The organism is Streptomyces sp. WI03-4A (assembly GCF_033792105.1).
Taxonomy (GTDB): Bacteria; Actinomycetota; Actinomycetes; order Streptomycetales; family Streptomycetaceae; genus Streptomyces; species Streptomyces collinus_A.
The window spans coordinates 30,407-45,321 of the sequence record NZ_JARAUO010000056.1 but is presented as its reverse complement, the minus strand read 5'-3'; the positions used below and the strand labels follow the sequence as shown (position 1 = coordinate 45,321).

General features: G+C 72.8%; 12 protein-coding genes and 1 rRNA gene. 8 read left to right on the top strand and 5 right to left on the bottom strand.

Annotated features, from left to right (window positions below; all coding sequences use genetic code 11):
- Positions 1-86, top strand: a 5S ribosomal RNA gene (rrf, locus tag PV343_RS36420); the annotation flags it as partial.
- A 94-nt stretch (positions 87-180) separates the two neighbouring features.
- On the opposite strand, the gene PV343_RS36415 is transcribed toward rrf, so the two are convergent.
- Genes PV343_RS36415 through PV343_RS36395 form a run of 5 tightly spaced genes read right to left on the bottom strand, consistent with a single transcriptional unit; the run spans position 181 to position 5,815 of the window.
- Positions 181-1,491 (bottom strand): DUF58 domain-containing protein, encoded by a 1,311-nt coding sequence (locus PV343_RS36415; RefSeq protein WP_319151318.1) that lies wholly within the window; start codon positions 1,489-1,491, stop codon positions 181-183.
- Positions 1,491-2,480: an AAA family ATPase gene (locus PV343_RS36410; protein WP_319151317.1), complete on the bottom strand. Its 990-nt coding sequence runs from the start codon at positions 2,478-2,480 to the stop codon at positions 1,491-1,493. Before PV343_RS36410 ends, PV343_RS36415 begins: the two co-directional genes overlap by 1 nt.
- The gene (locus PV343_RS36405) at positions 2,480-3,694 is read right to left on the bottom strand and encodes a DUF4350 domain-containing protein (protein WP_319151316.1); all 1,215 of its coding nucleotides are present in this window, start codon (positions 3,692-3,694) and stop codon (positions 2,480-2,482) included. The genes PV343_RS36410 and PV343_RS36405 overlap by 1 nt, the downstream gene beginning before the upstream one ends.
- Entirely contained in the window at positions 3,691-4,416 is a 726-nt protein-coding gene (locus PV343_RS36400; RefSeq protein ID WP_319151315.1) for a DUF4129 domain-containing protein, read from the bottom strand. Before PV343_RS36400 ends, PV343_RS36405 begins: the two co-directional genes overlap by 4 nt.
- Positions 4,417-4,420: 4 nt before the next feature.
- Positions 4,421-5,815: a proline-rich domain-containing protein gene (locus PV343_RS36395; protein WP_319151314.1), complete on the bottom strand. Its 1,395-nt coding sequence runs from the start codon at positions 5,813-5,815 to the stop codon at positions 4,421-4,423.
- Between the two features lie 140 nt (positions 5,816-5,955).
- Here PV343_RS36395 and mtnA point away from each other — a divergent pair, with 140 nt between their 5' ends.
- The 7 genes from mtnA to PV343_RS36360 all read left to right on the top strand — a co-directional run bounded on the left by mtnA (position 5,956) and on the right by PV343_RS36360 (position 14,896).
- Positions 5,956-7,098 (top strand): S-methyl-5-thioribose-1-phosphate isomerase, encoded by a 1,143-nt coding sequence (gene mtnA, locus PV343_RS36390; protein WP_319151313.1) that lies wholly within the window; start codon positions 5,956-5,958, stop codon positions 7,096-7,098.
- A 176-nt stretch (positions 7,099-7,274) separates the two neighbouring features.
- Positions 7,275-7,964 (top strand): two-component system response regulator MtrA, encoded by a 690-nt coding sequence (gene mtrA, locus PV343_RS36385; protein ID WP_005316841.1) that lies wholly within the window; start codon positions 7,275-7,277, stop codon positions 7,962-7,964.
- A 1-nt stretch (position 7,965) separates the two neighbouring features.
- Entirely contained in the window at positions 7,966-10,059 is a 2,094-nt protein-coding gene (gene mtrB, locus PV343_RS36380; RefSeq protein WP_319151312.1) for an MtrAB system histidine kinase MtrB, read from the top strand.
- Positions 10,049-11,884, top strand: coding sequence for an LpqB family beta-propeller domain-containing protein (locus PV343_RS36375; protein WP_319151311.1), 1,836 nt, complete (start codon positions 10,049-10,051; stop codon positions 11,882-11,884). The genes mtrB and PV343_RS36375 overlap by 11 nt, the downstream gene beginning before the upstream one ends.
- Before the next feature lie 187 nt (positions 11,885-12,071).
- Complete coding sequence (locus tag PV343_RS36370) at positions 12,072-12,941, top strand: ComF family protein (RefSeq protein ID WP_319151310.1); 870 nt, start codon at positions 12,072-12,074, stop codon at positions 12,939-12,941.
- 314 nt (positions 12,942-13,255) lie between these two features.
- Positions 13,256-13,948 carry a ribosome hibernation-promoting factor, HPF/YfiA family gene (gene hpf / locus PV343_RS36365; protein WP_387954237.1) on the top strand — a complete coding sequence of 231 codons (693 nt, stop codon included), beginning with the start codon at positions 13,256-13,258 and terminating at the stop codon, positions 13,946-13,948.
- 201 nt (positions 13,949-14,149) lie between these two features.
- Positions 14,150-14,896 carry a response regulator gene (locus PV343_RS36360; RefSeq protein WP_133924895.1) on the top strand — a complete coding sequence of 249 codons (747 nt, stop codon included), beginning with the start codon at positions 14,150-14,152 and terminating at the stop codon, positions 14,894-14,896.
- Positions 14,897-14,915: the final 19 nt, after the last annotated feature.

Below are 14,915 nucleotides of genomic sequence, written 5' to 3'. Positions count from 1 at the left end.
GTTACATTCCGAACCCGGAAGCTAAGCCTCACAGCGCCGATGGTACTGCAGGGGGGACCCTGTGGGAGAGTAGGACACCGCCGAACAAATTTTGAGAAAACCCCCGCATCGAAAGATGCGGGGGTTTTCTGCGTTCAGGGTCGTTTTTTGTCGTCCCCCGGAGGGGACAGCGATGAAGGATCACAGTCGGCCGGCCGCCTTCAGGGCGAGATACGCGTCCGCCAGCGCGGGAGCCAGATCGACCGGCGTCGCGTCCACCACGGTCACCCCATGGCGACGGAGCTGCTCCGCCGTACGCTGACGTTCACTCTGCGCCTGGGCCGCCGCGGCCGCCTCGTACACGGCATCTACAGTGCCCCGCGCCTGCGCCAACCGTTCGACGTGCGGGTCGGCCACCGAGGCGACGAGCACCGTGTGCCGCTGGGTGAGTTGAGGGAGCACCGGCAGCAGGCCCTGTTCCACGGGCGCCGCGTCCAGCGTGGTGAGCAGCACGATCAGCGAGCTTCGCGGAGCGGTGCGCAGGGCCGTCGCCGTGAGGCCACGGGCGTCGGTCTCGACCAGCTCCGGCTCCAGCGTCGCCATCGCGTTCACCAGGGACGGCAGTACATCGCCTGCGGAGCGGCCCTGCACCAGAGCACGGACCCGGCGGTCGTAGGCCAGCAGGTCCACGCGGTCGCCCGCGCGGGAGGCGAGCGCCGCGAGGAGGAGTGCGGCGTCCAGGGAGGCGTCGAGGCGCGGGACGTCGCCCACCCGGCCGGCCGACGTGCGGCCGGTGTCGAGGACCAGCAGGATGTGCCGGTCGCGTTCGGGTCGCCAGGTGCGGACGGCCACCGTGGACTGGCGGGCGGTGGCCCGCCAGTCGATGGAACGGGTGTCGTCGCCGGGGACGTACTCGCGCAGGCTGTCGAACTCGGTGCCCTCGCCGCGGGTGAGGACGCTGGTGCGGCCGTCCAGTTCGCGTAGCCGGGCGAGTCTGGACGGCAGGTGCTTGCGGCTGGTGAACGGGGGCAGCACCCGTACCGTCCAGGGCACCTTGTGGGCACCCTGGCGGGAGAAGAGGCCGAGGGGGCCGTAGGAGCGGATCGTGACGCGGTCGGCCTGGCGGTCACCGCGGCGGGTGGGACGCAGCCGCGTCGTCACGCGCCGGCGTTCGCCGGCCGGGACGGTGGCGCTGTGCCGGGAGCCCTCGGTCTCGGTGCCGGGCTGCCAGCTGCTCGGCGGCCACGCGTCGCGCAGTCGGGCCCGGAGCAGGCGCCTGGAGGGGTTGGTGATGGTCAGCGTGACGTCGGCGGTCTCGCCGAGGCGCGTGGAGGTGTCGCCGGAGCGGGACAGCACGAGGCGCCGTACGGGTGCGGCGAGTGCGAAGTCGCAGGCGCAGGCCAGGGCCAGCGGGCCGTTGACCGCGAGGATGCCCGCCCAGCCGGGTTCCAGGATCCCGACCGGGATGGAGCCGATGGCCGCGACCAGGGCGGCGCGTCCGGTGAGCGCCATCAGCGGGGGACCGGGACGTGGGCCAGGATGGCGTTGATGACGGAGTCGGCCGTCACGCCCTCCATCTCCGCCTCGGGGCGCAGCTGGACGCGGTGCCGGAGTGTGGGCAGGGCGAGTGCCTTCACGTCGTCCGGGGTGACGTAGTCGCGCCCGGTCAGCCAGGCCCAGGCGCGCGAGGTCGCGAGGAGGGCCGTGGCACCGCGTGGGGAGACGCCCAGGGTGAGGGAGGGCGACTCGCGGGTGGCGCGGCAGATGTCGACGACGTAGGCGGTGATCTCGGGGTCGACGTGGGTCTTGGCCACCGCGACGCGGGCCGCCTCCAGTTCCGCCGGTCCCGCGACGGGGCGTACACCGGCGGCGTGCAGGTCGCGCGGGTTGAAGCCGGAGGCGTGGCGGGTGAGGACGTCGATCTCGTCCTGGCGGGACGGCAGAGGGATCGTCAGTTTGAGCAGGAAACGGTCCAGTTGGGCCTCGGGCAGCGGATAGGTGCCCTCGTACTCGACCGGGTTCTGGGTCGCGGCGACGAGGAACGGCTCGGGCAGCGGGCGGGGCGTGCCGTCGACGGTGACCTGGCGTTCCTCCATCGCCTCGAGGAGGGAGGACTGCGTCTTGGGCGGCGTGCGGTTGATCTCGTCCGCCAGGAGCAGGTTGGTGAAGACCGGGCCGGGCTGGAACGAGAACTCGGCGCTGCGGGTGTCGTAGACGAGTGAGCCGGTGACGTCGCTCGGCATCAGGTCGGGGGTGAACTGGACGCGTTTGGTGTCGAGTTCGAGCGCGGCGGCGAGCGAGCGGACGAGCAGGGTCTTCGCGACGCCGGGGACTCCTTCCAGGAGTACGTGTCCGCGGCACAGGAGGGCGACGACGAGGCCGGTCACGGCGGGGTCCTGGCCGACCACGGCTTTGGCGATCTCGGCGCGCAGGGCCTCCAGGGAGGCTCGGGCGCTGCCCGAGTCCCCGGTGTTCCCGGCGTTGTCAGTGGTCGGGTCCATCATGGACGGCGTACCTCTCTTTCGAGGGCGTCGAGTTGGTCGGTGAGCGAGACGAGGGCCGCGTCGTCGCCGGGCGGCGGTCCGAAGAGCAGGGTGTGCAGGGCCTGTCCGTCGCCGTGGAGGTGGGCGGACAGCGCGGGAAGCAGGGCTTCGGACGCGTGCGCCTGGGCGACGGGGACGCCGACGAGGGGGGCGAGGCGCGTGCGGGTGGTGGAGCGAAGAGCGGTGGCCGCGCGGTCTCGGGCGGCGGCCTTGCGGTAGAGGCGGGCGCGGCCTTCGACGGTTTCGGAGGCGCGGATCGCGACGGGGAGTCGTTCGGGCACCAGGGGGCCGAACCGGCGTGCCCGCCAGAAGGCTGCGAGTACCGCGGCGACGAACAGTTGCAGGGTGGCCCAGAGCCAGCCGGAGGGCAGCAGGTCGAGGAAGTTCTTCTGTTCGCCGTCGTCGGTGGCGAGGGTGTCGGAGAGCGAGGGTAGGTACCAGACCAGATGGTGGCGGGAGCCGAGGAGCTGCAGGGCGAGCGAGGCGTTGCCCTGCTGGTCGAGCCGCTTGTTGTAGAGGATGTCGGGTGCGCCGAGCACGACGGTGTCGCCGCCGCCGGAGGTCGCAGGCACGCGGAGCAGGGTGGCGAGCCGCCTGCTGCGGTAGCAGGAGTCGGCGTCGACGTGGGTGGTGGTGTAGCGGATGCCACCGGTGTCGGCGCTGCCCGCGCGCCGGGCCTCGGGCAGGGCGCAGCTGGGTTCGAGTGTCGTGCGGGAGCTGGTGGCGGGGTCCGCGGTGACCCCCGGAGCGAGCCGTTCGACGGACCAGCTGCCGGCGGCGACGAGGACGGTGCGGCCGCCGGAGTGGACCGTCGCGGCGTGCAGCCTGGTCTGCTGACGGTGGGTGAGGAGGTCGGGGGAGGCCACGAGGAGGGTGGTGTCGGGGCCGGCGGCGGCGCGTGCCGCGCGGAGGGAGGTGACCACGCGCGTGGAGACCCCGCGGTCGGCGAGGAGGGCGGCGACGGCGTGGCTGCCGTAGGGGTCGGCGGAGCGGGGGTCGAGGGCGCCGTGCCGGGCCTGGGAGCGGACGGCGGCCATGGCGACGGCGGCGACCAGGATCAGCACCACGGCGAGGACGATGCCCCGGGTACGGGTCCAGAGCAGGCGGGCGCCGGGCGCCGTGGAGGTGGCCGGCGGCGTGTCGGTGGCGGGTGGCGTGACCCCGGTGGTCATTCGGCGGCCCCCTGGCCGGTGTGGTGGGGCGTGCCGGTGGCGCCGTGGGTGAGGGCCGGCCGGGTGCGTTCGAGGTCGTGGTCGAGTTCGGCGATGCGCTGGTACGAGGTTTGGGCCGCCCGGCGTCCGCCGTAGGTGACGTCGTCGAACTCCTGGGCGGCGGCGCGCAGCCGGTCCGTGTGCGAGGGAAGGGTGCGGCCTGCCTCGGCGGCCGCCTCGTCGGCGGTGCGGCCGGGCCGTACGTCGAGCAGGGCCCGTTCCTCCAGGGAGCGGACGATGGCGCGCATGCGTTCCTGGACGGCCTGGTTCCAGTGGCCCTGGGCGGCGTGTGCCTCGGCGGCGGCGCGGTGTTCGGCGGCGCTGCGGGGGCGGTCGTCGAACAGGGTGGCCGAGGAGACCGGTTCGCGGCGCGGGGTGCCCAGGCGCCACCACAGGGCGGCCAGGACGGCGATGACGAACAGGACCACGACGAGGAGTCCGAGGGTGCCGCCCGGGGTCGCCGAGGCGGCCCGGTCGAGCAGCTTGGCGATCCAGTCCCACAGGGCGTTCAGGGCGCGCTGGAGCAGACCGGGGTCGTTCTCGTGGTACATCCGCTTGGCCAGTTCGCGGCGTGCCGCCTCCCGCGCCGGATCGCGCGGAGTGGTCACCGGCGGCCCGCCGCCCGGGCCGGCGGCCGCGAACACGGCCGTACCGGCCCAGAGAACTCCCCCCGTCGGACTCACCGCATCAGCTCCCCGGTACGGGGCCGGGGGTGCTTGCCGTGGGGCCCTGGACACCGGCGGCGCGGGCCAGTTCGAGGTCGAGTGCCTCGCGGCGGATGCGCTGGTCGATGTAGAGGAGCACGGTGACGCCCGCGTTGATCGGGAGCGTGAGCATGGACCCGATCACCGAGCCGACGGCGCTGAGGATCAGGAAGGTCCAGGAGGGTGCCTCGCTGGTGGTGGTGGAGAAGATGCCCACCATGCCCTCGCCGCCGGCCGCGCCCGCGATGAGGGTGAAGGGGATCACCACGAGCGACGAGACGATGTTGGCGATGATCGCGGCGAGCAGCTGGATGCCCAGGACGCGCCACCAGGAGCCGCGCACCAGTTTCGCGGAGCGGCCGATGGACTTCACGATGCCCTGTCGTTCCAGCATCAGCGCGGGCGAGGACAGGGAGAAACGGACCGTCAGCCACACCAGGACGACGAAGGCGGCGAGCAGGCCGAGGACGAACAGCGCGATGGTCGCTTCCTTGCCGCCGCCGGCGATCGCGGAGACGATGCCGGGCAGGGCGCCGGCGAGCATCACGCCGAAGGAGATGAGCCCCAGCAGGAAGAGCAGCCCGAACAGCTTCGGGACCTGCTGGCGGGCGTCCCGCCAGGCCTCGCCCGCGCTGACCGGCTTGCCGAGGACGGCGCGGCTGGTGACCGTCGTGAGCAGCGCGGTCGCGATGATGCTGGCGACGACGGAGATGACCAGCACGGCGCCGGAGCCGACCGCGAGCGAGCCGAGGACCCGCAGCATCTCGTCGGCGGAGGCGTCGGGGTTGTTGAGGGTGGCGGTGGTCTCGCTGTTCTTCAGGACGAAGCCCTGCAGGAGGAGCACGCCGAGCTGGGTGACGACCGCGACCGTCAGGGAGATGCCTAGGACCGTGCGCCAGTAGGTGCGCATGGTGGAGACGGCGCCGTCGAGTATCTCGCCGACGCCGAGCGGGCGCAGCGGGATGACGCCGGGCTTGGCCGCGGGCGGGGGACCGCCCCAGCCGCCGTTCCAGCCGCCCCAGGCTCCCGGACCACCGGGGGCGCCGTATCCGCCGTGGCCTCCGGGAGGACCGCCGTGGGCGCCGCCCCCGTAGCCGCCGGGTCCGCCCGGCTGCGCGCCGCCCCAGCCCGGTCCGGGCGGGGGTGGCGGGGGAGCTTGACCGGGGCTCGGGGGACCCGTGGGAGCGGACCACTGGCCGGCCGGCGGCTGCTCGCTGGACCACTTGGGGCCCGGGCCCTGGGGGTGGGCTCCGGGCTGCGCGGCCGGTTCGGCGGGGCCGGGGCGGTCGGTGGGCCCGTCGGGGCCGGACGCGCCGGGTTCCCGCCCGTCGGGCGACGGGGCGGATCCGGGCGAGGCCCAGCCCGGAGTGTCTGTCATCGAAGCTCCTTCAGGATGCCCGTCCGCGGTCGCGGTGGCAGGTTGGCAGACATCGTGCCATGGGGTGCTCGCGGGGTGACCGGCCGCGGTAGAGCCCGCACTCCTTCAATTGTCCGCCGGATCCGGGGCAGACTGACCGCATGGCTGATCAGTACGCGCAACCCGGCGAGGACAAGCGGCCGACCGAGATACCCGTGCTCCGTTGGGAGGAACCACCCGAAGGCCCCGTACTGGTCCTTCTCGACCAGACGAGACTGCCTGCCGAAGAGGTCGAGTTGGTCTGCACGGACGCGTCGGCCCTGGTGGAGGCAATCGGTTCGCTGGCCGTGCGCGGGGCGCCGGTGCTCGGCATCGCGGGGGCGTACGGCGTCGCGCTCGCCGCCGCTCGGGGCTTCGACGTGGAGGAGGCGGCGCGGGCGCTCGAAGGGGCCCGGCCCACCGCGGTGAACCTGTCCGTCGGGGTGCGCAGGGCCGAGTCCGCGTACCGGGCGGCGCTCGCCGAGACCGGGGACCCGACCGCGGCGGCGACGGCGGCGCTGGCCGCGGCGCGCACGCTGCACCGGGAGGACGCCGAGGCGAGCGCGCGGATGGCCGCGCACGGGCTGGCCCTGCTGGACGAGTTGCTGCCGGGCGGTGGCCACCGCGTCCTGACCCACTGCAACACCGGATCGCTGGTGTCGGGCGGGGAGGGGACGGCGTTCGCGGTGGCCCTCGCCGCGCACCGGGAGGGCCGGCTGCGGCGGCTGTGGGTGGACGAGACGCGCCCGCTGCTGCAGGGCTCCCGGCTGACGGCGTACGAGGCGGCCCGGCACGGGATGGCGTACACACTGCTCACCGACAGCGCGGCCGGTTCGCTGTTCGCGGCGGGCGAGGTGGACGCGGTGCTGGTCGGGGCGGACCGGATCGCGGCCGACGGCTCGGTGGCGAACAAGGTGGGGAGCTACCCGCTCGCGGTGCTCGCCCGCTACCACCATGTGCCGTTCATCGTGGTGGCGCCGCTGACCACGGTGGACCCCGGGACACCGGACGGGGCGTCGATCGAGGTGGAGCAGCGTCCCGGCTTCGAGGTGACGGAGCTGATGGCCCCGCAGGTCCCGGTGACGGGTGCGGGAGGTGGGATCCCGGTGGCGCCGCTGGGCACGCAGGCGCACAACCCGGCGTTCGACGTGACGCCGCCGGAGCTGGTGACGGCGATCGTCACGGAGCGGGGCGCGGTGTCCCCGGTGACGGCCGAGGCGCTCGCGGAGCTGTACGACGGCCTGCGCCGGGCGGCGACCGGCTGAGCGGACCCCGGCAGGTGACCCGGTTACGGTGGCGGCCCCTCGTCCTCGCGGCGCTGCGCAGGGTGAGGGGCCGTGCCGTCCCCGTTGCGGGGGCAGACAGTGAGGGCTCCGTACGACTATCGTCACAGGCCAGTGAGCTGCCTCACCTGCGCCTCTGTCGTCGTTACGAGAATGGGATGATGTCGTTTATGAAGGGACGAGTCCTTGTCGTCGACGACGACACCGCACTGGCCGAGATGCTCGGCATCGTGCTGCGTGGTGAAGGTTTTGAGCCGTCTTTCGTAGCCGACGGCGACAAGGCGCTGGCCGCTTTCCGTGAAGCCAAACCCGACCTGGTGCTGCTCGACCTGATGCTGCCCGGCCGGGACGGCATCGAGGTGTGCCGCCTGATCAGGGCGGAGTCCGGCGTGCCGATCGTGATGCTCACGGCCAAGAGCGACACCGTCGACGTCGTCGTGGGCCTGGAGTCCGGCGCCGACGACTACATCGTGAAGCCGTTCAAGCCGAAGGAACTGGTGGCCCGCATCCGGGCGCGGCTCAGGAGGTCGGAGGAGCCGGCGCCGGAGCAGCTCACCATCGGTGACCTGGTGATCGACGTGGCCGGGCACTCCGTGAAGCGGGACGGGCAGTCGATCGCGCTGACCCCGTTGGAGTTCGACCTGCTGGTGGCGCTGGCCCGCAAGCCGTGGCAGGTGTTCACCCGCGAGGTGCTCCTGGAGCAGGTGTGGGGCTACCGGCACGCCGCCGACACCCGTCTGGTCAACGTGCACGTCCAGCGGCTGCGCTCCAAGGTCGAGAAGGACCCGGAGCGGCCGGAGATCGTGGTGACCGTCCGTGGTGTCGGGTACAAGGCGGGACCGAGCTGACATGTCCGAGGACAGTGCCGCTTCGGCTCCCGGCCGGTCCGGGGCCCGTCCGGGGCGGCCTGTCGGCCGTGGGACGGCGGGTTCGCGTTGGGGACGCCTCTTCGAGGGCGGCCTTCTGCAGGGTGGGGTCAAGGGCAGCCCGGTGGTCCGGCTGTTCATGCGCTGGGTGCGCCGCCCGCTGCTGCCCGTCATGCGGCTGTGGCGACGCAACATCCAGCTCAGGGTCGTCGCGACGACCCTGCTGATGTCGCTGGGCGTCGTCCTGCTGCTCGGCTTCGTCGTCATCGGGCAGGTGCGCAACGGCCTGCTCGACGCGAAGGTCAGGGCCTCGCAGAGCCAGGCCACCGGCGGTTTCGCGGTGGCCAAGCAGAAGGCGGACGAGGCCGCCGCCGGGACCGGCACGGCTGGCACCGTCGAGGGCACCCCCTCCACCGACGGGCAGCCCTCGCAGAGCGTCATCCCGTGGATGAGCGACCTCGTCGACTCGCTCTCCAGCGGCGGCGCCGGTGCGTTCGACGTCGTGACCCTGCCGGTCGGCAACGACAGCGGCGGCGGGCGCAGCCCCCGCGGCTCGGGGAACGTCGACCCCTCCGCCAGCGTGCCCGCCGCCCTGCGGGACCGGATCAACAGCAGCACGACGGCCGCCCAGAGCTACACGCGGATCGTCTACTCGCCGTCCCGGGAGTCCCAGCCGGCGCTGGTCATCGGCAAGCAGGTCAACGACCCCAACGGCCACCCCTACGAGCTGTACTACCTCTTCCCGCTCACCCAGGAGGAGAAGTCCCTCAGCCTGGTCAAGGGCACGCTGGCGACCGCCGGCCTCTTCGTCGTCGTCCTCCTGGGCGCCATCGCCTGGCTGGTGGTGCGGCAGGTCGTCACCCCGGTGCGGATGGCGGCCGGGATCGCGGAGCGGCTGTCCGCGGGGACCCTTCAGGAGCGGATGAAGGTCACCGGCGAGGACGACATCGCCCGTCTGGGTGAGGCCTTCAACAAGATGGCGCAGAACCTCCAGCTGAAGATCCAGCAGCTGGAGGACCTGTCCCGCATGCAGCGGCGGTTCGTCTCCGACGTCTCGCACGAGCTGCGCACCCCGCTGACCACCGTGCGGATGGCGGCCGACGTCATCCACGAGGCGCGCGAGGACTTCGACCCGGTCACCGCCCGGTCGGCCGAGCTGCTCGCCGACCAGCTCGACCGGTTCGAGTCGCTGCTCGCCGACCTGCTGGAGATCAGCCGCTTCGACGCGGGCGCCGCGGCGCTGGAGGCCGAGCCGATAGACCTCAGGGAGGTCGTGCGGCGGGTGGTCGGCGGGGCCGAGCCGCTGGCCGAGCGCAAGGGCACCCACATACGGGTCGTCGGCGACCAGCAGCCCGTCGTCGCCGAGGCCGACGCCCGGCGCGTGGAGCGCGTCCTGCGCAACCTCGTCGTCAACGCCGTCGAGCACGGCGAGGGCAGGGACGTCGTCGTCAAGCTCGCCGCCGCCGGCGGCGCGGTCGCCGTCGCGGTGCGCGACTACGGCGTCGGGCTCAAGCCCGGCGAGGCGACCCGCGTCTTCAGTCGCTTCTGGCGGGCCGACCCGGCACGCGCGCGTACCACCGGCGGTACGGGCCTGGGGCTGTCGATCGCCCTGGAGGACGCCCGGCTGCACGGCGGCTGGCTCCAGGCGTGGGGGGAGCCGGGCGGCGGCTCGCAGTTCCGGCTGACGCTGCCGAGGACGGCGGACGAACCGCTGCGCGGCTCGCCGATACCGCTGGAACCCAAGGACTCGCGGCGCAACCGCGGGCTCGACGACGCCGGTCTGCCCCGCGGGGGCGAGGAGAAGCGGGCGACCGTCCCGGTGCAGCCGGGCGGCGGCCAGATGTCGCCGCTGCCCGCACGCGCCCCGCGCCTGGCCTCCGTCAGCCCCGCCGCCGACCCGACCGCGCTGCCCGGCAACGGCAACGGCGCGCGTGTGGTGCCGCGGCCGACCGGCCCGCAGCGGCGCGCCGACGACGGACCGGCGCCGGCTCCTGCGCCCGACACGCACGCCGGCCGTTCCGGGACCGCCGGGACCGAGGACTCGACCGAGCCAGGGGAGGCATTTCGTGGGCGCTGACCGCGAGGGGGGCGTCCGGCACCGGCCGGGACGCGCGGTGGCCTACACGGCCTTGGGGGTCGTTCTGCTGGCCGGGTGCGCCTCGATGCCCGACAGCGGCGACCTGCGGGACGTCGAGTCCACGCCCAGGCAGGACACCGGGGTGCGGGTGTTCGCCATGCCGCCGGCCGAGGACGCCCAGGCCACGGAGATCATGCAGGGCTTCCTGGAGGCCCTGACCAGTGACGATCCGGAGTACGACACGGCACGCAAGTACCTGACCGCCGACGCCGCGCGCGCCTGGCGGCCGGAGCGGTCGGCCACCGTGCTCGCCAACGGGCCGAGCATCGTGACCGACAACCAGCCGGGCGGCCGTGGCGCGAACGACAGCCTCACCTTCATCCTGACGGGCAGCAAGGTCGCCACCGTCGACGACCAGCAGGCGTACGCGCCGGCCGACGGCGACTACCGCAAGAAGGTGCACCTCACCAAGGACGCCAAGAGCGGCCAGTGGCGCATCGACTCGCTGCCGCAGGGCGTCGTCATGGGCAAGACCGACTTCCAGCGCAACTACACGGCCGTCAACAAGTACTACTTCGCCTCCGGCACGACGGTCGCGGCGACCGGGCAGCCGGTGGCGGTCGCCGACCCGGTGTTCGTCCGCGGCAAGGTGGACCCGATGACGCAGGTGGTGCAGTCGCTGCTGCGCGGCCCCACCAGATGGCTCGGGCCCGTGGTCCGGTCGAGCTTCCCGACCGGCACGGCCCTGCCCAAGGGCGTGTCGGGACTGACCCCGGACGACCAGAACCGGCTGACGGTGCCGCTGAACGACAAGGCCGCCGGGGTCGGGCAGACCAAGTGCATGGAGATGGCGACCCAGCTGCTGTTCACGCTGCGGAATCTGACGCCGACGCTGGAGTCCGTCGAGTTGCAGGGGCCCGGTGGGCACCGGCTGTGCGACCTCATCGGTGAGCGCGCCGACTCCGCCGCCTGGCACGCCTCGGTCCAGCGCCCCGACTACCTGTACTTCCTCGACGGCAAGCACCGGCTGGTGCGGCTGCCGAGCGAGGCCACGGGGACCAGCGCCGTCCCGGTGCCCGGACCGCTGGGCGAGCCGGGCGGCAGGGTGCTGAAGTCGGTGGCCGTCTCGCGCGACGAGCACACCGTGGCCGGGATCGGCGCGGACGGCAAGTCGCTGTACGTCACCTCGCTGTCCTCGGACGCCTCCCTCGGCGAGGCGGCCGTCACCAGCCAGGGGGCGTCCGAGGAGGACCGGCTGACCACCCCGAGCTGGGACGCGCACGGCGACCTGTGGGTGGCCGACAAGGACCCGGACCACACGAAGCTGTACGTGCTGGAGCAGGGCGGCGGCAAGCCGGTGCAGGTCACCGTTCCCGACCTGCCCGGGCACATCCGGGACGTGCGGGTGGCCGCCGACGGGGTGCGGGTCGCGCTGGTGGTGGAGAAGGGCGGCAAGCAGTCCCTGCTCATCGGGCGGATCGAGTCCGGGGACAAGGCGGGCGACAGCCCGGCGGTCGTCGAGCTGCGCCCGGCCGCCCCGGACCTGGAGCAGGTCACCGCCATGTCCTGGGCCGGGGACAGCCGGCTGGTCGTGGTCGGCCTGGAGCAGGGCGGCGTGCACCAGATGCGGTACGTGCAGGTCGACGGCTCCACGCTGGACGGTCCGGCGCCCGCCGCCCTGTCGGGTGTGAAGGCGATCGCCGCGTCCGAGGACGAGCGGGTCCCGCTGGTCGCCTATTCGGAGGACGGGATCGTACGACTGCCGTCCGGGGCGCAGTGGCAGAAGGTCGACAAGGACGGGACCGCGCCGATCTATCCGGGCTGAGGAGCCAGGGTTCTTTGCGGGCCGAGGAGCCATGGTCCGTCCGGACCGGGCTCCTCGGCCCGTCCGTCCGGTCGGCTCAGCGGCCTCACTCGTGCGAGTGATGAGTCTCGGGTGCCGCTCCGGCTCGTCCACAGGGCGTTTTCCACAGGGGTGGCCGGCCGGTCCCGGCCTTGGCACAGTGGAGCGCATGCGGGGCTGGTGGCGGGACCTCACCGACCTGGTGCTGCCGGCCGAGTGCGCGGGCTGCGGGGCACCTCGCACGGATCTGTGCCGGCGGTGCCGCACCGCCCTGTGCGGCACCGCGCCACGGCGGGTGCGGCCGGAGCCCGAGCCGTCCGGGCTCCCGGTGGTGCACGCGGCGGCTCCCTACGCGGGAGAAGTGCGGACCCTCCTCCTGGCCCACAAGGAGCGGGGTGCGCTGGCGCTCGCGGCGGCTCTGGGCGCGGCCCTGGCGGGGGCCGTGCGCGCGGGGCTGGCACCCGACGGGCGCGGCGGTCCTCCCCCGACCGGCCGGGCTCCGGGGACGGTGCTGCTCGTCCCCGTGCCGTCCGCCCGCTGGGCGGTGCGGGCGCGCGGGCACGATCCGGTGCGGCGGATGGCCCTGGCGGCGGCCGCGGAGCTGCGGCGCACGGGCACACCGGCCCGGGTGGCCGCCGTGCTGCGCCAGCGGCGGGCCGTGGCGGACCAGGCGGCTCTGGACGCCCGGCAGCGCCTGGCCAACCTCGCCGGCGCACTGGAGGTGACGGCCGGCGGGGCGCGGCTGCTCGCGGGCGGCCATGTCGTGGTCGTCGACGATCTGGTCACCACCGGGGCGAGCCTCGCCGAGGCGGCGCGGGCCGTTCGCGAGGCGACGGTATCCCGCCGTCATGGCAGAACGCCTGTGTACGAGGCCGCAACTCGGGAAGGTAGGGGAGAACGACGGATCGAGGCCCGGCAGGAGAGAGGAAAGTGGGTGCATGGTGCACCTGAAAAGGCGGTACCGAACGTCAAAGGGGAGACGCTCCGAGCGGCCGTCGTCGCCGCTCCTCGGGATTCCTTCGTAATAAGCAGGAACTGAGCGCTGACTTGCATCGTTGCAGGTAGTGAGAGGGGTAATTCACCTGAACGGAGGTACGCGGCAGTAGAGGGTGACGACATCCGTCCGGGCGAGATATGTTCGGTTGTGAGGAAAGGCGCAGGCCACACCTCGCTTATCCGAATGCCGTGCTGCGGGTTTTCCTCTATCACCCGAGCCGGCGGGGTGGAGATCTTGCCCATGGGGGAGGAGGAGGTGGAAGTCACCGAGTCCGAGGTCCCGGGGCTTACCGGGACCTGGTGCAAAAGGGAGATGCTCCGCCGGTGCGGCGGAGTGATCCGGGAACGGAGTTCTGCGTGGACATCGTCGTCAAAGGCCGCAAGACCGAGGTGCCCGAGCGGTTCCGCAAGCACGTGGCCGAGAAGCTGAAGCTGGAGAAGATCCAGAGGCTCGATGCCAAGGTGATCAGCCTCGACGTCGAGGTGTCCAAGGAGCCCAACCCGCGACAGGCAGACCGCTGCGACCGGGTGGAGATCACCCTCCGCTCCCGCGGTCCGGTGATCCGGGCGGAGGCGGCGGCCAGTGACCCGTACGCGGCTCTCGACCTGGCGGCGGAGAAACTGGACGCACGGCTGCGCAAGCAGCACGACAAGCGTTTCTCACGACGCGGCGCGCGGCGGATCTCGGCGGCCGAGGTTCCCGACCACGTCCCGGGCGTGGCGACGCTCAACGGCAACGGCCAGCCCGTCCACGACGAGGAGACGGACGGCGTGCCCACCAAGAAGATCGGCTCGCTGGAGGTCAAGGGCGAAGGCCCGCTGATCGTCCGCGAGAAGACGCACGTCGCCTCCCCGATGAGCCTCGACCAGGCCCTCTACGAGATGGAACTGGTCGGCCACGACTTCTACTTGTTCGTCGACTCCGAGACCAAGGAGCCGAGCGTCGTGTACCGACGACACGCCTACGACTACGGCGTCATCCACCTCAGCACCGACCCGATGGTCGCTGAGGTGCAGCCCCCGGCGGCAGGGGGCACGCTGGGCGGCTGACCGCCCGGCCGGAGCTCAGCCGGTGCCCCTGGAAGCGCCTGTGCGCCCCCAGGGGCACCGGCGTGCGACCACTTCGCGCCCCACACGTCACCCCCGTGTCGTCCGGGCATGGAATCATGGCCGCACCGGCCCAACCGGTGGGCCGATGCCTTGGGTTGGCGACGGTACTGGTCACGGGCCGAAGCCACAGGGGGAGGAACGATGGCGGACACCTTCGGACCGATGCGGCACGCCGGCGACGGCCACGCCGCCGTCGGCGCGGACCCGGACACGGGTCCTTCGCGCTCGGAGCCGATCAGAGTCCTGGTCGTGGACGACCATGCCCTCTTCCGCCGTGGCCTGGAGATCGTGCTCGCGGCCGAGGAGGACATCCAGGTCGTCGGCGAGGCCGGTGACGGCGCCGAGGCGGTGGACAAGGCCGCGGACCTGCTGCCCGACATCGTGCTGATGGACGTGCGGATGCCCAGGCGCGGCGGGATCGAGGCGTGCACCTCCATCAAGGAGGTCGCCCCCAGCGCGAAGATCATCATGCTCACGATCAGCGACGAGGAGGCGGACCTCTACGACGCGATCAAGGCGGGCGCGACCGGATACCTCCTCAAGGAGATCTCCACCGACGAGGTGGCCACCGCCATCCGCGCGGTCGCCGACGGGCAGTCGCAGATCAGCCCGTCCATGGCGTCGAAACTGCTCACCGAGTTCAAGTCGATGATCCAGCGCACCGACGAGCGCCGGCTGGTGCCCGCCCCCCGGCTGACCGACCGCGAGCTGGAGGTGCTCAAGCTCGTCGCGACCGGGATGAACAACCGGGACATCGCCAAGGAGCTGTTCATCTCCGAGAACACCGTGAAGAACCACGTCCGCAACATCCTGGAGAAGCTCCAGCTGCACTCCAGGATGGAAGCCGTGGTCTACGCGATGCGGGAGAAGATCCTCGAGATCCGCTAGGGCGGCGCACAGGGCCCGA